Origin of the sequence: Pseudomonas sp. DY-1 (assembly GCF_003626975.1) — a bacterium.
Classification (GTDB): Bacteria; Pseudomonadota; Gammaproteobacteria; order Pseudomonadales; family Pseudomonadaceae; genus Metapseudomonas.
On the sequence record NZ_CP032616.1, the window covers coordinates 209,542 to 230,738 of the forward strand.

Annotated in this window: 18 protein-coding genes; all 18 read left to right on the plus strand. The window is 63.4% G+C overall.

Annotated features, from left to right (window positions below):
• The first annotated feature begins 91 nt into the window (after positions 1–91).
• The 18 genes from D6Z43_RS01210 to flgL all read left to right on the plus strand — a co-directional run bounded on the left by D6Z43_RS01210 (position 92) and on the right by flgL (position 21,190).
• Positions 92–1,489, plus strand: a complete 1,398-nt coding sequence (locus D6Z43_RS01210) for an amino acid permease (protein ID WP_120649902.1) — start codon at positions 92–94, stop codon at positions 1,487–1,489.
• 344 nt (positions 1,490–1,833) lie between these two features.
• On the plus strand, positions 1,834–2,616 hold the full coding sequence (locus D6Z43_RS01215) for an enoyl-CoA hydratase/isomerase family protein (RefSeq protein WP_120649903.1): 783 nt from the start codon (positions 1,834–1,836) through the stop codon (positions 2,614–2,616).
• Positions 2,617–2,635: 19 nt separating this feature from the next.
• Positions 2,636–3,796, plus strand: coding sequence for an acyl-CoA dehydrogenase family protein (locus D6Z43_RS01220; RefSeq protein WP_120649904.1), 1,161 nt, complete (start codon positions 2,636–2,638; stop codon positions 3,794–3,796).
• A gap of 121 nt (positions 3,797–3,917) precedes the next feature.
• On the plus strand, positions 3,918–6,002 hold the full coding sequence (locus D6Z43_RS01225; RefSeq protein ID WP_120649905.1) for an acetate--CoA ligase family protein: 2,085 nt from the start codon (positions 3,918–3,920) through the stop codon (positions 6,000–6,002).
• Between the two features lie 105 nt (positions 6,003–6,107).
• Positions 6,108–7,718, plus strand: coding sequence for a 5-guanidino-2-oxopentanoate decarboxylase (locus tag D6Z43_RS01230; protein WP_120649906.1), 1,611 nt, complete (start codon positions 6,108–6,110; stop codon positions 7,716–7,718).
• A 21-nt stretch (positions 7,719–7,739) separates the two neighbouring features.
• On the plus strand, positions 7,740–8,930 hold the full coding sequence (locus tag D6Z43_RS01235) for a pyridoxal phosphate-dependent aminotransferase (RefSeq protein ID WP_120649907.1): 1,191 nt from the start codon (positions 7,740–7,742) through the stop codon (positions 8,928–8,930).
• Between the two features lie 89 nt (positions 8,931–9,019).
• Complete coding sequence (locus tag D6Z43_RS01240) at positions 9,020–9,724, plus strand: NAD(P)H-dependent oxidoreductase (RefSeq protein WP_120649908.1); 705 nt, start codon at positions 9,020–9,022, stop codon at positions 9,722–9,724.
• Positions 9,725–10,057: 333 nt separating this feature from the next.
• Positions 10,058–10,465 carry a flagellar basal body rod protein FlgB gene (flgB, locus tag D6Z43_RS01245; RefSeq protein WP_120649909.1) on the plus strand — a complete coding sequence of 136 codons (408 nt, stop codon included), beginning with the start codon at positions 10,058–10,060 and terminating at the stop codon, positions 10,463–10,465.
• A gap of 14 nt (positions 10,466–10,479) precedes the next feature.
• The gene (gene flgC / locus D6Z43_RS01250; RefSeq protein ID WP_077521856.1) at positions 10,480–10,926 is read left to right on the plus strand and encodes a flagellar basal body rod protein FlgC; all 447 of its coding nucleotides are present in this window, start codon (positions 10,480–10,482) and stop codon (positions 10,924–10,926) included.
• 19 nt (positions 10,927–10,945) lie between these two features.
• A complete protein-coding gene (flgD, locus tag D6Z43_RS01255) occupies positions 10,946–11,626 on the plus strand; it encodes a flagellar hook assembly protein FlgD (RefSeq protein WP_120649910.1) in 681 nt (226 codons plus the stop codon).
• Between the two features lie 45 nt (positions 11,627–11,671).
• Entirely contained in the window at positions 11,672–13,009 is a 1,338-nt protein-coding gene (flgE, locus tag D6Z43_RS01260; protein ID WP_120649911.1) for a flagellar hook protein FlgE, read from the plus strand.
• 261 nt (positions 13,010–13,270) lie between these two features.
• Positions 13,271–14,014, plus strand: coding sequence for a flagellar basal-body rod protein FlgF (gene flgF, locus D6Z43_RS01265; RefSeq protein WP_120649912.1), 744 nt, complete (start codon positions 13,271–13,273; stop codon positions 14,012–14,014).
• Positions 14,015–14,059: 45 nt separating this feature from the next.
• Positions 14,060–14,845 carry a flagellar basal-body rod protein FlgG gene (flgG, locus tag D6Z43_RS01270; RefSeq protein WP_120649913.1) on the plus strand — a complete coding sequence of 262 codons (786 nt, stop codon included), beginning with the start codon at positions 14,060–14,062 and terminating at the stop codon, positions 14,843–14,845.
• Positions 14,846–14,863: 18 nt separating this feature from the next.
• On the plus strand, positions 14,864–15,577 hold the full coding sequence (flgH, locus tag D6Z43_RS01275) for a flagellar basal body L-ring protein FlgH (RefSeq protein WP_120649914.1): 714 nt from the start codon (positions 14,864–14,866) through the stop codon (positions 15,575–15,577).
• Between the two features lie 11 nt (positions 15,578–15,588).
• Positions 15,589–16,689: a flagellar basal body P-ring protein FlgI gene (locus D6Z43_RS01280; RefSeq protein ID WP_120649915.1), complete on the plus strand. Its 1,101-nt coding sequence runs from the start codon at positions 15,589–15,591 to the stop codon at positions 16,687–16,689.
• Between the two features lie 10 nt (positions 16,690–16,699).
• Entirely contained in the window at positions 16,700–17,866 is a 1,167-nt protein-coding gene (gene flgJ, locus D6Z43_RS01285; RefSeq protein WP_120649916.1) for a flagellar assembly peptidoglycan hydrolase FlgJ, read from the plus strand.
• A gap of 10 nt (positions 17,867–17,876) precedes the next feature.
• On the plus strand, positions 17,877–19,928 hold the full coding sequence (gene flgK / locus D6Z43_RS01290) for a flagellar hook-associated protein FlgK (RefSeq protein WP_120649917.1): 2,052 nt from the start codon (positions 17,877–17,879) through the stop codon (positions 19,926–19,928).
• A gap of 11 nt (positions 19,929–19,939) precedes the next feature.
• Positions 19,940–21,190: a flagellar hook-associated protein FlgL gene (flgL, locus tag D6Z43_RS01295; protein WP_120649918.1), complete on the plus strand. Its 1,251-nt coding sequence runs from the start codon at positions 19,940–19,942 to the stop codon at positions 21,188–21,190.
• Positions 21,191–21,197: the final 7 nt, after the last annotated feature.

Sequence of the window (21,197 nt, forward strand, 5' to 3'; positions counted from 1 at the left end):
CGCGTCCAACGCGGTCCTCGTGGCCTATTGGAGACAAGAATAATGACCAGCAAAGCCCGCCTCTCCCGTCGTACCTTCACCGAGGTGCGCCATGTCTGAAGAACGCATCCAGCTCACCCGCGCGCTGAAAAGCCGCCATATCTTCATGCTGTCCCTCGGTGGGGTGATCGGCACTGGCCTGTTCATGGGCTCGGGCATCACCATCCACCAGGGCGGCCCCGCAGGCGCGGTGCTGGCCTACCTGGTAGCCGGCCTGCTGATGTACCTGGTGATGGTCTGCCTCGGTGAGCTCTCGGTACAGATGCCGGTATCCGGCTCTTTCCAGGCCCATGCCACCCGTTACATCGGTCCCGGTACCGGCTTCATGATCGGCTGGGTCTACTGGATGAGTTGGGCCACCACGGTTGGCCTGGAATTCACCGCAGCCGGCATGCTGATGACGCGCTGGTTCCCCGAAGTCCCCATCTGGTACTGGTCGGCACTGTTCGTGGTGGTGCTGTTCTCCCTGAATGCCCTGGCCACTCGCGCCTTTGGCGAGGCGGAGTACTGGTTCTCTGGAATCAAGGTGGCGGCCATTCTCGGCTTCATCGTCGTCGGCCTCCTGGCAATCTTCGGCGGCCTGCCGCTAGCCAGTGGCGAACCGGCGCCGAAGTTCTCCAACCTGATCGGTGACACCCTGTTCCCCAACGGCCTTTCTGCGGTGTTCGCCGTGATGATGGCGGTGGTTTATGCCTTCCAGGGGTGCGAGATCATGGGTGTGGCCGCCGGTGAGACGGATCAGCCGGAGAAAAGCATTCCGCGCGCTGTGCGCAACGTAGTGTTTCGCGTGCTGATCTTCTATGTGCTGGCCATCGTGGTGCTTTCGGCCATCGTTCCCTGGCAGGAGGCGGGCCTGATGGAAAGTCCGTTCGTCCAGGTGTTCGATATGGTCGGAATTCCGTTTGCAGCCGACCTGATGAACTTCGTCATCCTCACCGCCATCCTCTCGGTGGGAAACTCAGGTCTCTATGCTTCAACCCGGATTCTCTGGGCCATGTCCAAAACCGAAATGGCGCCGCGTAGCCTGGCAACACTCAGCAAGCGCGGTGTACCGCTGCGTGCCCTCTGCATCACCTTGTGCTTCGCACTGCTGTCGCTGCTGACCAGCGTCGTAGCCGCCGACACCCTGTTCATGGTGCTGATGGCCGTCAGCGGCATGGCCGGCACCGTGACCTGGATCGTCATCGCTCTGGCGCAGTACCGTTTCCGCCGCGCGCACTACAAGGCCGGCGGTACCGTTCAGGACCTGAAGTACGCAGCGCCCCTGTATCCCATCCTGCCTCTGGCCTGCATCCTGCTGTGCAGCTCGCTGTTCGTCTTCCTGGCAATGGACCCGACACAACGGCCGTCGCTTTACTGGGGCTTCGGCTTCGTCGGTATCTGCTACGCCGTCTACTACTTCCTGCAATTCAAGCGTCAGCGCCGGGCGATGGTTGCTCCTGCGGTGTAACGTCCTCGCGCGCTATTGGCGAATGACTTCGCGCCTACAGAAAGCGTGCAAATCTTCAACCTCACACGGACTGCCCCCTCTCCCTCTGGGGGAGGGGGCCAATCCTCAGCTCGAGCTTCCTGCCCATTTTGAGGGAAAGGATTGTCGGTTTCGAGTTGTTCAAAGATGTAACAACCGTCGCTCCCGTTACGTTTCTCTCCGGGCTAAATCAATTTAAAACAAACACTTAGGTGTATGGCTTCGACGTTACATACCCCATTTGGGCGGGATTGCCGGCTTCCTGAACACTCGTTTAGGATCGTCCTGAATTCCTCACCACCAATCACAACAAGACGAGGGTTGCGATGACCACCTTGCTCAGCCAGGTCGAAGCCGGTGTCGCCCGGATCACCCTGAACCGCCCCCAACAGCGCAATGCGCTGGACATTCCCACCCTGAACGCCCTGCTTGAACTGCTTGCTGCCCATGAAGTCGATCCGGCCGTGCGCGTTGTGATGCTGACCGGAGAAGGGCGCAGTTTCTGCGCTGGTGCCGATCTTGCCGAATGGGCCGACGCGGAAGCCCGCGGCGAGTTGGAAACCTATGGCTGGACCGAAACAGCCCACGCCCTGATGACCCGGCTGCATGGCCTGGCCAAACCTACCATCGCCGCCATCAATGGAACCGCCGTCGGCGCGGGGATGGACCTCGCGCTGTGCTGCGACCTTCGCGTTGCCGCCGCCTCGGCGCGCTTCAAGGCTGGCTACACCGGCATGGCCTATTCGCCGGATGCGGGGGCCAGTTGGCACCTTCCGCGCCTGATTGGCGCCGAACAGGCCAAGCGCCTGCTGTTCCTCGATGAACTCTGGAGTGCCGACCGCGCGCTGTCGGCAGGGCTGGTAGGTGAAGTCTGCGCCGACGAGCAACTGCAGGCTGTCGCCGGTGAGCTGGCTGCGCGCCTGGCAGTTGGTCCCACCTTCGCCTTTGCCCAGGCCAAGGCGCTGATTCGTGATGGCGCCAGCCGTAGCCTCGCCCAGCAACTGGAAGCCGAACAGGCTGCCGGCTTGCTGTGTGGCCGCAGCGAAGACGCCGCCGAAGCGCTGCGCGCCGTGGCCGAGAAACGTTCCCCTCAATTCAAAGGCCGCTAAGCGCGGGCAGGTGACTCCCATGGATTTCAAACTGACCCAGGAACAGGAAATGCTCGTCGAGGCGGTGAAGAGCTTCGTCGAGAAGGAACTGTTGCCGTATGAAGAGGAAGTGGACCGCGCCGACGCCGTCTCCCCGGAGCTGGCTGCGCAGATTCGCGGCAAGGCGCTGGCCGCCGGCTTCTATGCCTTCAACATGCCGGAAGAGGTAGGTGGAGGCGGACTCGACTACCTGTCCCAGGCTTTGGTCGAGCGCGAGCTGTCCAAGGTGTCCTGGGCGTTGCATGTGTTCGTCGCGCGGCCTTCGAAGATCCTCATGGCCTGCAAGGGCGAGCAGATCGAGCAGTACTTGCTGCCCTGCATCCAGGGAGAAAAGATCGACTGCTTCGCCCTGACCGAACCGGGTGCCGGGTCCGACGCCAACTCCATCAAGACCCGCGCAGTGCGCGATGGCGACGACTTCATCCTGAACGGTGCGAAGCACTTCATCAGTCACGCCGGTCATGCCGACTTCGCCATCGTTTTCGCCGTCACCGACACCTACGAGCGCAACGGCAAGAAGCGCAATGCCGTCACTGCCTTCCTGGTGGACAAGGGCACTCCCGGCATGACCGTGCGCCGTGGTCCCCGGTGTGTCAGCAACAAGGGCTATCACACCTACGAAATCTTCTTCGATGACTGCCGCGTGCCGGCCTCCAAGGTCCTTGGCGAAGTGGACAAGGGTTGGGAAGTGGCCAACGCCTGGCTCACCGCCGGCCGTGTAATGGTGGCGGCCAATTGTGTTGGCCAGGCCCAACGCGCCCTCGATCTGTCGTTGCAATGGGCCGCCGACCGCAAACAGTTCGGCCAGCCCATAGGTACTTACCAGGGCATCTCCTTCAAGCTCGCGGACATGGCCACGCAAATTCGCGCGGCCGAGCTGATGACCCTGCACACCGCGTGGAAAATGGACCAGGGCAGCATGACTGACGGCGAGGCCGGCATGGCCAAGCTGTTCGCCAGCGAAGTGCTGGGCAAGGTGGCCGACGAGACCGTGCAGATCTTCGGCGGCATGGGCCTGATGGATGAAGGTCCGGTGGAACGCATCTGGCGCAACGCCCGGATCGAGCGAATCTGGGAAGGCACCTCGGAAATCCAGCGCCACATCATTTCCCGCGAACTGCTGCGGCCGCTGCTGCGCTGACGCCTCAGCTCCCCGCTCCCTTCGGTGTCGATGAGCGATTGATCTCGAAGCGATCGCGCCGGGGTGCGGAGCGGGGCAGGGGTTGAGGGAAATCCTGCCAAGTCCCAAGCCGAGAACTGACATGAATAGAGACAACCTCAAGCGCCTGCTGGCGCCCCGGCATCTGGCCTTCATCGGCGGTCGCAGCATGGCCCGTGCGCTCAAGCGCTGCGCCGAGGGCGGCTTTGCCGGCCAGATGTGGCTGGTCAATCCCCAGCACGCCGAACTGGAAGGCGTGAATTGCGTGGCCAGTGTCGCCGAACTGCCCTGCGGGCCGGATGCGGTGTTCATCGCCACCAACCGCGAGCAGACCCTGGACAGCGTTGCCGCGCTTGCCGCAAAGGGAGCGGGAGGCGCCATCTGCTACGCCTCCGGCTTTGCCGAAACCGGTGCCGAAGGCCAGGCCCTGCAGGCACAACTGCTTGCGGCGGCCGGCGAAATGGCGCTGCTCGGCCCGAACTGCTACGGCCTGCTGGACTACCTGCATGGCGCGGCTCTCTGGCCAGTAGCCCATGGCGGCCAACTGGTGGAGAAGGGCGTGGCGGTGCTCACGCAGAGTGGCAACTTCGCCTACAACCTGTCCATGAGTGACCGCTCCCTGCACGTGGCCTACATGGCCTCTGTGGGCAATCAGGCCCAACTGGGCGTGGCCGAACTGATGGATGTGCTGTTGGATGAACCTCGCGTCACAGCCATCGGTCTGCACCTCGAGGGCTTGAAGAACATACCGGGCTTTGCCCGCGCGGCGCACAAGGCGTTGGAGAAGGGCATCCCGATCATCGCCTTGAAGACTGGTGTATCGCAGATTGGCGCAGAGCTCGCTCTCAGCCACACCAGCTCCCTTGCTGGCTCCGATACGTTGTACGACAGCCTCTTCGAGCGTCTCGGAGTGATTCGTGTCAGTGGCCCGGTGAGTTTCATGGAAACCCTCAAGGCTGCGGCCTGCGGCAAGCTGCCAAGCGGTCCCGGCCTGATCGCCCTGGCCTGTTCCGGCGGCGATGCCGGGCTGATCGCCGACTACGCCGAACTCAACGGTCTGCAATTGCCGAAGCTGGACGACGGTCAATGTCGCGAGCTGGCGCAGGTCCTGCCGGCTTACGCCAACATCGCCAACCCATTGGACTTCACCACTGCCATCTGGGGCGATGGTGCTGCACTGGCGCGCATGCTCGACAGCGCTATGGACAGTCCCGCCGACGCCGCGCTGCTTGTGCTCGACTACCCGGGCGAAGATACCGGAGAGCGCCCTCAGTGCGACCTGCTGCTGGAGCTCTACTGCGACGCCCTCGCGCGTCACGGCAAGACTGGCTTCATCGCTTCGGCCTTGCCCGAACTGCTGCCGCCCCATGCCCGTGAATACCTGCATGCTCGTGGCGTGGCCGCCCTGCAAGGGGTGGAAGATGGGTTGGCCGCCTGGGGCCGCATCGCCACCTACCGGCAGCGCCGCGACCGATTGCTGGCGCGAGGTGAGTCGGCCCTGGTGCCCCTGAGCCCGGCTCCTGTGGCAGAGGGCGAATTGCTCGACGAGTGGCAATCCAAGCAAGCCCTGCGCACTTTCGGCCTCCCGGTGCCGCAGGCGCTGCTGAGTACTCCTGAGCGGGCGCTGGAGGATGCCGGGAGGCTTGGCTATCCGCTGGTACTGAAAGCCGTCAGCGCCCATTTGCCGCACAAGACCGAAGCCGGCGCGGTTGCGCTCAACCTGCGCGACGCCGAGTCCCTGGACCAGGCCCTGGGCGAGATGCGGCAACGTATTGCCGCCTATGCACCGGGCGTGGCCTTCGACCAGGTATTGCTGGAGCGCATGGCCACACCGCCGCTGGCGGAGCTGATTGTGGGCGTCAAACGCGAAGAAGGTTTCGGCCTGGCTTTGGTGATCGGCGCCGGTGGCATTCTCGTCGAGTTGCTCAAGGACAGCCGCAGCCTACTGCTGCCCACCAACGATGCGGCAATCCGCGATGCCCTGTTGAGCTTGCGTAGCGCGCCGCTGCTTACCGGCTTCCGTGGGCGGCCGGCGGCCGACCTGGAGGTGCTGGTGGCCGCCATTCGCGCTGTGGCGGATTACGCCTGCGAGAACGCCGGGCGCTTGCTGGAGCTGGACGTGAACCCACTGCTGGTCTGCGCGGAAGGCGCCGTGGCGGTGGATGCACTGATCCGTATCGCGGAATGACATCCCCTCCTGTAGGAGCGAGCTTGCTCGCGAGCGGCGGAGCACGAGAGTTTCGCCAGCAAGCTGGCTCCTACAGGTCTTGGCATCGATTCGAGGGAATACCACATGCAACAACAGAATAGCCTCACCGGCGGCCAGGCCCTGGTTCGCCTCCTGGCCAGCTATGGCGTGGATACCGTGTTCGGTATCCCCGGCGTCCATACCCTGGAGTTGTACCGCGGCTTGCCCGGCAGTGGCATCCGGCACGTGCTGACCCGGCACGAGCAGGGTGCCGGTTTCATGGCTGACGGCTATGCGCGGGTCAGTGGCAAACCCGGTGTCTGCTTCATCATCACCGGTCCCGGCGTGACCAATGCGGCTACCCCCATCGGCCAGGCCTACGCCGATTCGATCCCGATGCTGGTGATCTCCAGCGTCAACCACACGGCGAGCCTCGGCAAAGGCTGGGGCTGCCTGCACGAAACCCAGGACCAGCGCGCCATTACCACCCCCATCACCGCTTTCTCGGCCGTGGCCCTGACTCCGGAAGACCTGCCCGAACTGGTGGCGCGCGCCTATGCCGTGTTCGACGGCGAACGTCCGCGCCCGGTACATATCTCCGTGCCGCTCGACGTGCTTGCCGCCCCGGTGGCACGGGACTGGACCGCCGAGGTGGTACGCCGCCCCGGCCGTGGCTTGCCGGATAGCGCGTCCCTGGATGCGGCGGCCAAGCGGCTGGCCATGGCCAAGCGACCGATGATCATCGCGGGTGGTGGCGCCCTCGGGGCTGTCGACGCCCTGCAGGCATTCAGCGAACGTCTGGCTGCCCCCGTATTCACCAGCGTGGCTGGCAAGGGGCTGTTGCCGCCGGATGCTCCGCTCAACGCCGGTTCCAGCCTTTGCATGGCGCCCGGTTGGGAAATGATCGCCGAGGCTGACCTGGTGCTGGCCGTGGGTACCGAAATGGCTGATACGGACTTCTGGCGTGAGCGTCTGCCGCTGTCCGGCGAACTGATCCGAATCGATGTCGACCCGCGCAAGTTCAATGATTTCTACCCCTGTGCCGTGGCGCTTCGGGGCGACGCCCGACAGTCGCTCGAGGCGCTGCTGGCACGCATTCCCGAAGCAGGCAGGGCAGGGCAGGAAGCCGCCGCCCGCGTAGCTCGCCTGCATGAGGCGATACGCAATGGCCACGCCCCTCTGCAGGGTATTCACCAAGGCATCCTCGACCGCATTGCCGCCACGTTGCCGGCCAGTGCCTTCATCAGCACCGACATGACCCAGCTTGCCTACACCGGCAACTACGCATTCGCCAGCCGGGCGCCGCGCAGCTGGCTGCACCCTACGGGCTACGGCACGCTCGGTTACGGCCTGCCGGCCGGCATCGGCGCCAAGTTCGGTGCGCCAGAGCGGGCCGGCCTGGTGCTCGTTGGCGATGGCGGATTCCTCTACACCGTGCAGGAACTGGCCACCGCGACGGAAGAGCTCGACAGCCCGCTGGTGGTGCTGCTGTGGAACAACGACGCCCTGGGCCAGATTCGCGACGACATGCAGGCCCTGGACATCGAACCGGTGGGCGTGCTGCCGCGCAACCCCGATTTTGCCGCCCTCGCTCGGGCCTTCGGTTGCACGGTGATGCAGCCGCGGAGCCTCGACGAGCTGGAGCGTGACCTGCGCACAGGCTTCGACCACCCCGGCGTCACCCTGATCGAACTGAAACACGCCTGTGCTCGTTGAGCCTGGGTCAAGGAGATAACCATGCGCTTTTCCGACCTCACCCAACGTATCGCCGGCGATGGCGCGGCAGCCTGGAACATTCACTACCGTGCGCTGGAGCGCCAGGCCCGGGGCGACGACATTCTCCTGCTGTCGGTCGGCGATCCCGATTTCGACACGCCGCAGCCCATCGTCCAGGCCGCCATCGACAGCCTGCTCAATGGCAACACCCATTACTCCGACGTGCGCGGCAAGATCACCCTGCGTCAGCGTATCGCCGACTGGCACAACCAGCGCAGTGGGCAGAATGTCGGCACGGACGAAGTCGTGGTGCTGGCCGGTGCGCAGTGCGCGTTGTTCTGCGTCGTGCAGTGTCTGCTCAATCCGGGCGATGAGGTCATAGTCGCCGAGCCCATGTACGTCACCTACGAAGCGGTGTTTGGTGCCTGTGGAGCGAAGGTGGTCCCGGTACCGGTACGTTCGGAGAACGGCTTCCGCATCCAGGCGGAGGATGTCGCCGCCGCCATTACCCCGCGCACCCGGGCACTGGCCCTGAACAGCCCGCACAACCCGTCCGGTGCCAGTTTGCCGCGCACCACCTGGGAAGCCCTGGCCGAGCTCTGCATTGCCCATGATCTCTGGATGATCTCCGACGAGGTCTACAGCGAACTGCTCTTCGAGGGCCAGCACATCAGCCCGGCCAGCCTGCCAGGAATGGCGGAACGCACCGCCACCATCAACAGCCTGTCCAAGTCCCACGCCATGACCGGATGGCGGGTGGGCTGGGTCGTGGGTTCGAAGGAGCTGTCCGGGCACCTGGAAAACCTCGCCCTGTGCATGCTCTACGGCTCGCCTGACTTCGTTCAGGATGCGGCTTGCGTCGCACTGGACACTCGCCTGCCCGAGCTGGAAGCCATGCGCGAGGCCTATCGCCAGCGACGCGATCTGGTGTGCGCGAGCCTGGAAGGCTGCCCCGGCCTGCGCGCGCTGAAACCGGACGGCGGCATGTTCGTGATGGTGGATATCCGCCCGACCGGGTTATCCGCCCAGGAATTCGCCGACCGACTGCTGGACAACCATGGCGTTTCGGTTCTGGCGGGTGAAGCATTCGGACCTAGCGCGGCCGGGCATATCCGCCTGGGGCTGGTGCTGGGCAGCGAGCCGCTGCAAGAGGCCTGCCGTCGCATTGCCCGCTGCGCGGCCGAGCTGATTGAACAGCGCAAAAACCTGTGAATGATGCTTGGCGCTACGCACCGAATCCCTGATTGTTGGGCTTCGCTACGCTCTGCACCAACCGACGGACCGTCCCATAAGGAACACCCATGAAGATCCTGATCGTCCATGCCCACCCGGAATCGCAGTCCTTCTGCAGCGCCTTGCGCGACCTGGCGGTGGAAACCCTGCAAGGGCAGGGGCACGAAGTCCGGCAGTCCGACCTCCACGCGCTGGATTGGAACCCGGTCGCCAGTGCCGCCGATTTCAGCGAGCGGCAGAACCCCGATTACTTGGTCTATGCCCTGGAGCAACGCGAAGGCGTTAAGGCCGGCAATATCGCGCCGGACATCCAGCGCGAACTCGACAAGCTGCTCTGGGCCGACCTGCTGATACTCAACTTCCCGCTCTACTGGTTCTCGGTTCCGGCCATTCTCAAAGGCTGGATCGACCGGGTGCTGGTATCCGGCGTCTGCTACGGCGGCAAGCGTTTCTACGATCAGGGCGGCCTGGCCGGCAAGAAGGCGCTGGTGACGCTGACCCTGGGCGGCCGCGAACACATGTTCGGTGAGGGCGCCATCCACGGTCCGCTGGAGGACATGCTGCGGCCGTTGCTACGTGGCACCCTGGCCTATGTCGGCCTGGAAGTTCTGCCACCTTTCGTGGCGTGGCACGTGCCCTACATCAGCAGCGATGCGCGCCAGGATTTTCTGCGCGCCTATCAGGATCGGTTGCAGGGGCTGGATCAGGACGTACCGCTCCGGTTTCCCCGGCTGGACCAGTTCGACGACAGGCTGTATCCACTGACTCGTTGAGAGCACTGAGAGCACCAAGGCCGCCCGAGGGCGGCCTTCTTCTTTCTGCGCTGAACTCTTTTTGTAGGGGCGAGCTCTGCTCGCGAAAGTCCCGGGCGTGCTCATTCGCGAGCAAGCTCGCTCCTACCGGTTCTATCGCCGGATGCCCCCCGGCAAAGCGGCAACCAGCGGCAAGTTGCCCTTGCCGCTTTGCCGTCCGTCCAGCGTCCATTGCCGCTTTTTGCCGCTCATTTTTAAATCAAGTAATTGAAAATAAAGGTAAAAATAGTTTGGCACGGCCTTTGCTGAGTGTATGGCAAGCAAACCAGATTGCCACTGGCAAAGGTTCCGGACATGAGCATCAGCTTCGAAAAGGCCCTCGGCATCCATCAGCAAGCCCTCAGCTTCCGCGCTCAGCGTGGCGAGGTGCTGGCCAACAACATCGCCAACGCCGACACCCCGAACTACAAGGCTCGTGACCTGGACTTCGCCAGCGTGCTGGCCCAGCAGTCGGAGAAGGCCGCCCACGGCAGCTTCCAGGCCGCCCGGACCAACGAGCGCCACATCGTCGCCGAAGGTTTCGACATGGCTGACGCCTCGCTGAAGTACCGCATTCCCTTCCAGGCGGCCGTCGACCAGAACACCGTCGACGCCCAGCTGGAACAGTCGAACTACACCGAGAACGCCATGCAGTTCCAGGCCAGCTTCACCTTCCTCAACAGCAAGTTCAAAGGGCTGATCGGCGCCCTGCGCGGCGAATAACGGAGAGCCAAGCCATGTCACTGTCCAGCATCTTCAATATCGCCGGCACCGGCATGAGTGCTCAGAACACTCGGCTGAACACCATCTCCAGCAACATCGCCAACGCCGAAACGGTTTCCTCCAGCCTCGACCAGACCTACCGCGCCCGCCATCCGGTGTTCGCCACCATGTTCCAGGACAGCCTGGGCAACGGCGACCGTGGCTCGCTGTTCGCCGACCAGGACCAGTCCGGCGCTGGCGTGCAGGTGCTCGGCGTGATCGAGGACCAGAGCACCCTGACCCCGCGCTACGAGCCGAACCACCCGGCGGCCAACGCGGATGGCTACGTCTATTACCCGAATGTGAACGTGGTCGAAGAAATGGCCGACATGATTTCCGCCAGCCGGTCCTTCCAGACCAACGTGGAAATGATGAACACCGCCAAACAGATGATGCAGAAAGTGCTGACCCTGGGTCAGTGATAGCGCGCGAGGGAACAGCATGAGTGTCAGCAACGTAGCGTCCACCGATGGCCAGTCGTTTCTCGATCAGTACGCCATCAAGAGCGAAACCAAGAGTAAGGACCTCGGCAAGAACGAGTTCCTCGAGCTGCTGGTCGCTCAGTTGAACAACCAGGATCCGCTGTCTCCCCAGGAGAACGGCGAGTTCATCGCCCAACTGGCGCAGTTCAGCCAGGTGGAAGGCATCGAGAAGCTCAACACCAGCATGGGTTCGCTGCTGTCCGGCTACCAGTCTTCCCAGGCTCTGCAGGCTTCTTCGCTGGTGGGCCGCAAGGTGATCGTGCCGAGCGAGAAGGCGGTGGTGGACACCAGTGAAACCTTCAAGGCCAGCGCCAACCTGCCCATTTCCAGCAGCAACGTCTGGGTCAACGTCTACGACAGCGCCGGCACCTTGGTGAACCGCGTCAACCTCGGAGAGCAGCCGGCTGGCAGCGTGAGCTTCATGTGGGACGGCAAGGACTCCAGCGGCAAGGTCATGCCGCCCGGCACCTACAAGTTCGAAGCCCAGGCCCAGTACGGCAGCGAGACCAAAGCCCTCTACACCATGCTGCCGGCTAACGTCGACAGCGTCACCCTGGGCCAGAATGGCGGCGAACTGATGCTCAACCTTGCGGGTATCGGCAGCGTCGGCCTCTCCAAGGTCCAGGTCATCGGTCAGTAACTTCCCGGTTCAGAGCGCCGGGAAGCACCGGCAAAGGAGATTTAAATGGCGTTCAACATCGGTCTCAGCGGCCTGCGTGCAGCGACCAGCGACCTCAACGTCACCGGTAACAACATCGCCAACGCCGGTACAGCTGGCTTCAAACAGTCCCGAGCGGAGTTCTCCGACGTCTACGCCGCTTCGGTGCTTGGCACTGGCAAGAACGCCCAGGGTAGCGGCGTGCTGCTGGGTGATGTGTCCCAGCTGTTCAACCAGGGCAACATCAACTACACCCAGAACGCCCTGGACCTGGCCATCAACGGCAACGGCTTCTTCCAGACCAGCAACAACGGTGAAGTCAGCTACACCCGCGCCGGCTACTTCGGGACCGACCGCAATGGCTACATCGTCAACAACTTCGGCTACCGCCTGCAGGGTTATGGCATCGACGGCAATGGCAACGTGCAGAACGGCGTGGTCAGCGACCTGCAGATCCAGACCGCCAACCAGGCACCCAAGGCCACTACCCAGGTCGCCCAGAAGTTCAACCTGAACTCCACCACCAAGGCGCCGACCAATACCCCGTTCGATCCGAGCGATCCGACGACCTACACCTCGTCCACCTCGGTCAACATCTATGACTCCCAGGGCAATGCCCATGTCATGACCCAGTACTTCATCAACAACTCCGACCCGGCCGCGACGCCGCCGGTGACCAACAACTGGACCATGGCCGTGCTGGTGGATGGCCGTAACCCATCCAACCCGACCAGCACAGACCCGCACACCACCAACCTGCTGTTCAATGCCGACGGCAGCCTGAACACTGCCGGCATGGCGGCAGGTGGCGAGCTGAACTACGACCCCGCTACCGGGTTGATGAACCTGGATGACTGGGTACCTGCGGTTTCCGATGGCGGCACGCCGGCCAACTGGTCGGCCAACGGCGCCACCGCCAACGCCGGCGGCATCGGCATCGACATTCGCGGCTCCTCCCAGTACTCCAGCGCTTTCGCGGTGAACAGCATCAGCCAGGACGGCTATACCACCGGCCAACTGGCCGGTCTGGAAATCGACGATACCGGCGTGATCTTCGCTCGCTACACCAATGGCCAGTCCAAAGTGCAGGGCCAGGTGATCCTCGCCAACTTCGCCAACGTCCAGGGCCTGAGCCCGGTAGGCAAGACCGGCTGGGTGCAGTCGTTCGAATCCGGCGAGCCGGTGGTTGGTACGCCGCGCTCCGGCACCCTGGGTGCCCTTCAGGCCGGTGCCCTGGAAGACTCCAACGTCGAGTTGTCGGACCAGTTGGTGAACCTGATCGTGGCCCAGCGCAACTACCAGGCGAACGCCAAGACCATCCAGACGGAAGACGCTGTAACCCAGACCATCATCAACCTGCGCTGATGAACTGCTGTTGTAGGGGCGAGCTTGCTCGCGAAGGTTTGCCCATTCGCGGGCAAGCCCGCTCCTACTGGCGGCAATTCCCCTTGCCGTTGGCGGCAGCCCCTCGCCGCCGGCGCTTTGACAAGGCCCTGTAAGGGGCCTTTTCTTTTTTAAAAAAACCCTTATTTGTCAATTGCTTGCTCGTGATTTTCGGGTTTGGCACGCGGCTTGCTGGATAGCTTGCACAGCGCCAAGGGCGGCAACGCCCACTCGGAGAGATTCATGGACAAGATGCTTTATGTCGCAATGAGCGGAGCCAGCCAGAACAGCCTGGCCCAGCGCGCTCATGCCAATAACCTGGCGAACATCTCGACTTCCGGTTTCCGCCGCGACTTCGAACAGGCGCGTTCCATGCCTGTGTTCGGCGACAGCTTCCCGTCGCGGGTCTATGCCATGACCGAGCGTCCCGGCACCGACTTCACGCCTGGTGCCTTGCAGGAAACCGGTCGCGACCTGGATGTGGCCATCGAAGGGGAGGGCTGGGTTGCCGTGCAAGCCCCCGACGGCAGTGAAGCCTATGTGCGCACCGCCAGCCTGCAGATCGATGCCCTTGGCCAGCTTCGCACCGGCAATGGTTTGCCGGTCATGGGCAATGCCGGTCCCATCGCCATTCCGCCGGAGCAGAAAGTCGAGATCGGCCAGGACGGCACCATCAGCATCCGTGCCCTGGGTGAAGCCCCTAACGTGGTGGCCGAGGTGGATCGCGTCAAACTGGTCAATCCCGATCCCAAGCAGCTGGAGAAGGGCGCCGACGGCTTGATCCGCGTCAAGGACCCGCAGCAGGCGGTGCAAGCCGACGCCAATGTCCGCGTGGCCTCCGGCTTTATCGAAGCCAGCAACGTCAATGCCGTGGAAGAGATGACCGCGATCCTGTCTCTGTCCCGCCAGTTCGAGCTTTCCGTGAAGATGATGCGTACTGCCGAAGACAATTCGTCGGCAATGGCGCGGGTCTTGCAGTTCAGCTAATCACCAGTACGCGGCGCCATGTTTCCGGCGCCCGAGGAGAAGAAAATGCTTCCGGCACTCTGGGTCAGCAAGACCGGCCTGTCCGCCCAGGACATGAACCTGACCACCATTTCCAACAACCTGGCGAACGTTTCGACCACGGGCTTCAAGCGCGATCGCGCAGAGTTCGAGGACCTCCTGTACCAGATCCGTCGCCAGCCGGGTGGCCAGACCAGCCAGGACAGCGAACTGCCGACCGGCCTGCAACTGGGTACCGGTGTGCGCATCGCCGGCACCCAGAAGATCTTCACCCAGGGCAGCCTGCAAACCACCGAGCAGCCGCTGGACATGGCCATCAACGGTCGCGGCTTCTTCCAGGTGCTGATGCCCGATGGCACCGTCGCCTATACCCGCGATGGCAGCTTCCACCTGAACTCCGACGGCCAGATCGTCACCTCCCAGGGCTTCGCCCTGGAACCGGCCATCGTCCTGCCCGCCGAAGTGCAGACCTTCACCGTCGGCGAAGACGGCACCGTCTCCGTGACCACCACCGGCAACCCCGCTGCCCAGGTAATCGGCAATATCCAGACCGCCGACTTCGTCAACTACGGCGGCCTGCAATCCATCGGCAACAACCTGTACCTGGAGACTGCCGCCAGTGGCGCGCCGCAGGTCGGTACGCCGGGTCTGACCGGCCTGGGCGTGGTGCAGCAGAACACCCTGGAGAACTCCAACGTCAGCGTGGTCGAGGAACTGGTGAACATGATCACCACCCAGCGTGCCTACGAGATGAACTCCAAGGTCATCTCCACAGCCGACCAGATGCTCGCTTTCGTCACGCAGAACCTGTAACGCCCTGAGGTAGTTGTCATGAACCGGCTGATCATTCTCCTCCCGCTGCTCGGCATCACCCTCATCCAGGGCTGCGTGCAACCTGCGCCGCGACCGAACGATCCCTATTACGCGCCCGTGCTGCCGCGCACTCCGCTGCCTGCCGCGCAGAGCAACGGCGCCATCTACCAGGCCGGTTTCGAGACCAACCTCTACGACGACCGCAAGGCCTATCGTGTGGGTGACATCATCACCATCACCCTCAACGAGCGCACCCAGGCCAGCAAGAACGCCAACTCGCAGATCCAGAAGGACAGCAACGCCAACATCGGCCTGACTTCGCTGTTCGGTGGTGGCGTCTCGGTGAACAACCCCAATGGCGGCCTCAATCCGCTGGATGCCGCACGACTGTCCCTGGATGCGGAGTACAACGCCACCCGCGATACCAAGGGTGATTCCAAGGCAGGGCAGAGCAACAGCCTGTCAGGTTCCATCACCGTCACCGTGTCCGAAGTCCTGCCCAACGGCATCCTTGCGGTTCGCGGCGAGAAGTGGTTGACCTTGAACACCGGCGACGAGCTGGTGCGCATTGCCGGCATGGTCCGCGCCGATGACATCGGCACCGATAACACCGTGCCGTCCACCCGTGTGGCCGATGCGCGCATCACCTACTCCGGTACCGGCGCCTTCGCCGACGCCAGCCAGCCGGGCTGGTTCGACCGGTTCTTCATGAGCCCGCTGTTCCCGTTCTGATGAGACCGACCATGAAGCGACTGATTTCCGCTCTCTGCCTGCTGTTGGTTGCCGGCCTTGCCCAGGCCGAGCGCCTGAAGGACCTGGCGAGCATCCAGGGTGTGCGGACCAACCAGCTGATCGGCTACGGCCTGGTGGTGGGCCTGAACGGCACAGGTGACCAGACCACCCAGACGCCGTTCACCCTGCAGACCTTCAACAACATGCTGGCGCAGTTCGGCATCAAGGTCCCGGCCAACGTCGGCAACGTGCAGCTGAAGAACGTCGCGGCGGTATCCATCCACGCGGACCTGCCGCCCTTCGCCAAGCCGGGTCAGACCATCGACGTGACCATTTCCTCCATCGGCAACGCCAAGAGCCTACGCGGCGGCAGCCTGCTGATGTCACCGCTCAAGGGTATCGACGGCAATGTCTACGCCATTGCCCAGGGCAACCTGGTGGTGGGCGGCTTCGACGCCGAGGGCAGCGACGGCTCGAAGATCACCGTCAACGTTCCGTCCTCCGGGCGCATTCCTTCCGGCGCCACCGTGGAGCGTCCGGTGCCGAGTGGCTTCGAGCAGGGCAACTTCCTCACCCTGAACCTCAATCGCCCGGACTTCACCACAGCGAAGAACATCGTCGACAAGCTCAACGAACTGCTCGGCCCGGGCGTTGCCCAGGCGGTCGATGGCGGTTCGGTACGGGTCAGTGCGCCGCTCGATCCGAACCAGCGCGTGGACTATCTCTCGGTGATCGAGAACCTGGAAATCGAGGCGGGCCAGGCCGTGGCCAAGGTCATCATCAACTCGCGTACCGGCACCATCGTCATCGGCCAGAACGTGAAGGTGCAGCCGGCTGCCGTGACCCATGGCAGCCTTACCGTGACCATTACCGAAGACCCTATCGTCAGCCAGCCGGAAGCCTTCTCCGGTGGCCAGACCGCAGTAGTGCCGCGCTCGAAGGTGAATGCCGAGGAAGAAGCCAAGCCGATGTTCAAGTTCGGCCCTGGCACCACCCTCGACGAAATCGTGCGTGCAGTTAACCAGGTGGGCGCGGCGCCGTCCGACCTGATGGCCATCCTGGAAGCGCTGAAGCAGGCCGGTGCCCTGCAGGCCGACCTGATCGTGATTTAAGGGAAAGGCGATGAACTCGAAATTCTCCGCAGGCCTCGCTTCCGGCTCCAGGTTGGATAGCGGCGCCTATACCGACCTGAACCGGCTCAGCCAATTCAAGGCCGGCAAGGATCGCGACAGCGAGGGCAACATCCGCAAGGTGGCCCAGGAGTTCGAGTCGCTGTTCCTCAACGAAATGATGAAGTCCATGCGTCAGGCGGGTGAAGCCTTCGCCGAAGGCAACTACCTGAACAGCAACGAAACCAAGACTTACCAGGAAATGCACGACCAGCAGTTGGCCGTGACCTTGTCGAAGCAGGGCGGCGTCGGCCTGGCCGATGTGCTGACCCGACAGCTGTCCAAGACCAACAAGTCGACGGGGCCCAACCCCTTCGCGCAAGTGCAGTCCGGCGTCCAGGCCAACTGGCCTGCGCAGGGCAGCAAGCAGGTGGCGAAGGCGGAAGCCTCGGGCTTCGCCGAGCGCGACGATTCCAGGCTGCTCAATCAGCGTCGCCTGGCATTGCCCGGCAAGCTGAGCGATCGCCAGGCAGCGGGTATCGTGCCGTCGCCCGAGCAGCTTGCCGGTACTTCGCTGGCCGGCAGTGACTGGACCCCTGCCAAGACCTATGCCGCGCCCGAGCGCGAAGTAGTCGGCGCCGAAGAAGTTGAAAGCGCCAAAGGAACGGGCAAGCGCGTGTTCGCGTCGCGCAACGAGTTCATCGAAACCCTGCTGCCAATGGCCGAGAAGGCCGCCGAGCGAATCGGCGTCGACCCCCGTTACCTGGTAGCCCAGGCCGCCCTGGAAACCGGCTGGGGCAAGTCGATCATCCGCGAGGGCGATGGCACCAGCAGTCACAACCTGTTCGGCATCAAGGCGCACAAGAGCTGGGACGGCGATTCGGCGCGGGTGATGACCACCGAGTACAAGGGCGGCAAAGCGGTCAAGGAAGCGGCATCGTTCCGTTCCTACAACTCCTTCGAGCAGAGCTTCCACGACTACGTGAGCTTCCTGCAGAACAACGATCGCTACCAGGACGCGCTGGATTCCGCCGAGAAGCCGGAGCAGTTCGTCCGCGAACTGCAGAAGGCCGGCTACGCCACTGATCCGCAGTACGCCCGCAAGATTTCCCAGATTGCCCGCGGTATGCAGGTTTACCAGGCCGTTGCTGCAGTCGACAGCACGACCACCAGGATATGAGGCTTGAGTCATGGCTGACTTACTGAACATTGGCCTGTCGGGGCTTCGCGTGAGCCAGACGCAGCTCACCGTCACCGGCCACAACATCTCCAACGTCAACACCCCCGGATTCACCCGGCAGAGCGCGACCCAGTCGACGACCCTGCCGCAGTTCTCCGGCTCGGGTTACATCGGCAGCGGCGTCACCCTGACGGATATCCGTCGCAGCTATAGCGAGTTCCTCACTGCCCAGCTGCGCAACACCACGTCGCTGAGCAGCGATGTGGATGCCTACAAGAGCCAGATCGACCAGCTCGATTCGCTGTTGTCCGGCACCACCACCGGCATTACACCGTCGTTGAAGAGCTTCTTCGCGGCCATGCAGACCGCCGCCGAAGACCCCGCCAATATGCCGGCGCGGCAACTGGTGCTGTCCGAGGCCGAAGGGTTGGCTCGACGTTTCAATACCGTCTACGACCGGCTGAGCGCGCAGAACGACTCGCTGAACAAGCAGATGTCGTCGGTGGCGGACCAGGTGAACCGCCTGGCCGGCTCCATCGCCAGTCTCAACGATGCCATCGCGGTCGCGTCATCCAACGGCCAGGTACCCAATGACCTGCTGGACTCCCGTGAGGAGGCGATCCGTCAGCTTTCCACCTACGTGGGCGTCAGCGTGGTACCGCAGAGTGACGGCACCCAGAGCATTTTCGTCGGCACCGGACAGCCGCTGGTGGTGGGTAGCAGCGCCAACCGCCTGGAAGCGGTGCCCGGCAAGGGCGACCCCAGCCGTTTCGAGCTGGAGTTCGTCAGCGGCGATTCCCGTCAGGGCGTCACCACGCTGCTCAGCGGCGGCGAACTGGGTGGCCTGATCCGCTACCGCAACGAGACCCTGGACTCCAGCCTGAACACACTGGGGCGCCTGGCCATGTCGATCAGCGACCAGGTCAACACCCAGCTCGGCCAGGGCCTGGACCTGAAGGGGAAGGTGGGGGCTGCGCTGTTCGGCAACTACAACGACCCGGCCCTGGCGGCGCTGCGGGTCAAGGCCTTCGCCGGCAACAGTAATGCCCAGCCAGCCCTGAACATCACCAATACCAGCCTGCTCAGCACCAGCGACTACCAGATGGAGTACGACGCCACGGCGACGCCGCCCTATACGGTGCGCCGCCTGAGCGACAACCAGGAGATGGTGGTCAGTGACAGCACGCCGTCCGGCACGCTGACGATCAAAGACGCCGCAGGTCGCGACCAGGGCTTCCAGATCGCCCTGGGTGTGCCGACGCCCACCACCGGCGACAAGTTCCTGCTGCAGCCGACGCGCACCGCCGCCAAGGACATCAACACCGTGCTGGACCAGGCGGACCAGTTGGCATTCGCCGCACCGCTGCACTCCGAAGCGAACGTACAGAACAAGGGCACCGGCGCTATCGGCCAGCCCAGCATCACCAATACGCTCAACCCCATGAGCCAGGCGCACCTGGCAGCGATCTCGTCCATCACCATGAATTACACGGCGGGCACTCCGGGAAGCTTGAGTTTCTCTGGCCTGCCGACTGGCGTGACCATCACCCAGCCGCCGTCCGGAACCCTGAACGTGACGCCGGGGCAGACCAACCAACTGAGCTATACCGTTTCGGTCACCACCGGCACGCCGGCCACCACGCAGGAATACCAGATCACCCAGAGTTTCAGCGGACGTGCGGAAACCGGCGACACCTTCAGCCTCGCCATGAGCACCAATGGCGTCTCCGATAACCGTAACGCGCTCAAGCTGGTGGACCTGCAGAACAAGGCCGCAGTCGGTGTCGACGCCCTGGTTGGCGGCACCGGTTCCAGCTTCTCCGACAGCTATGGTGACCTGGTGGAGCGCGTAGGCACCCTGACCGCTCAGGCACGGGTGGACAGCGAAGCCAGTACGGCGATCCTCAAGCAGGCCACGGATAACCGTGACTCGCTCTCGGCGGTGAGCCTCGACGAAGAGGCAGCCAACCTGATCAAGTTCGAGCAGTACTACAACGCCTCGTCGCAAGTGATTCAAGTTGCCCGAAGCCTGTTCGATACCTTGATGAGCACCTTCCGCTAACGGAGCCTGCGATGCGCATTTCCACCATTCAGCAATACAACAATGGGGTGTCGGGCCTGCAGCGGAATTACGCGAACGTCACCCGTACCCAGGAACAGATCAGCACCGGCAACCGCATCCTCACGCCGGCGGACGATCCCGTGGCTTCGGTGCGCCTGCTGCAACTGGACCAGCAGCAGGGCGTTCTGGATCAATACGCTTCCAACCTGACGGCGGCCAAGAACAGCCTGACCCAGGAAGAGGTGACGCTGAACTCGGTCAATACCGTGCTCCAGCGCGTGCGCGACCTGGCGGGCGAGGCCGGCAACGGCGCCCTCAGCACCGAGGACCGCAAGGCTATCGCTGCCGAACTCAAGGAGCGCGAGGATGAGCTGTTTAGCCTGATGAACACCCGCAACGCGCGGGGTGAATACCTGTTCTCCGGCTTCCAGGGCAAGACCCAGCCCTTCGTACGCAATGCTGACGGCAGCTACAGCTACGAAGGCGACGAAGGCCAGCGCAAGCTGCAGGTGGCGAGCTCCTTGCAGATAGCCATCAGCGATAACGGAAAGCGCGTCTTCGAGAACGTAATCAACGCCGGGCGGTTGGACAGCGCCGTGACCAACAGCCCCGCAGGCTCCACGCTGAGCCCTTCGGCGCCGTTGGTGCAAGACGAGGTAGCCTTCTCCGGCAACCCGCCTTTCCCGGATACCGGCGTGCAGATCGTCTTCGGCAACCCCGACGCCAACAGCTACGAAATCTTCGCTGTGGGCACGACTACGCCAGTGCTTGGCAGCGGCGCCATCGACACGGATGACGCAACCGACGACCAGGTGGTGTTCCGTGGCGTCAGCATCAAGTTCGATGGCGTCCCCGTAGGGGGCGAGACCATCGAAGTGACCGCACAGCCGAACCAGCAGAAGCAGGGCATCCTCGACACCATCGCCAACCTGCGTATGGCGCTTGAGAACGCGCCCAATACGCCAGCCGGCAACAACCTCGTCCGCGATTCCGTCGCTGAGGCCCTGACCAACCTGGACAACGGCATCACCGTGGTCGACTCCGTGCGCGGCGACATCGGCGCACGCCTGAACGTGGTGGAATCCACCGTCACCGACAACGAAGACGTGACTTTGGTGAACCAGTCGATACAGGCCGACCTGCGAGAGCTGGACTACGCCGAGGCGCTGTCGCGGCTGTCCTTCCAGTCGATCATTCTCGAAGCCTCGCAGCAGAGCTACGTGAAGATCGCGGGACTCAGTCTGTTCAACAAGCTGGGCTGATTGGCGC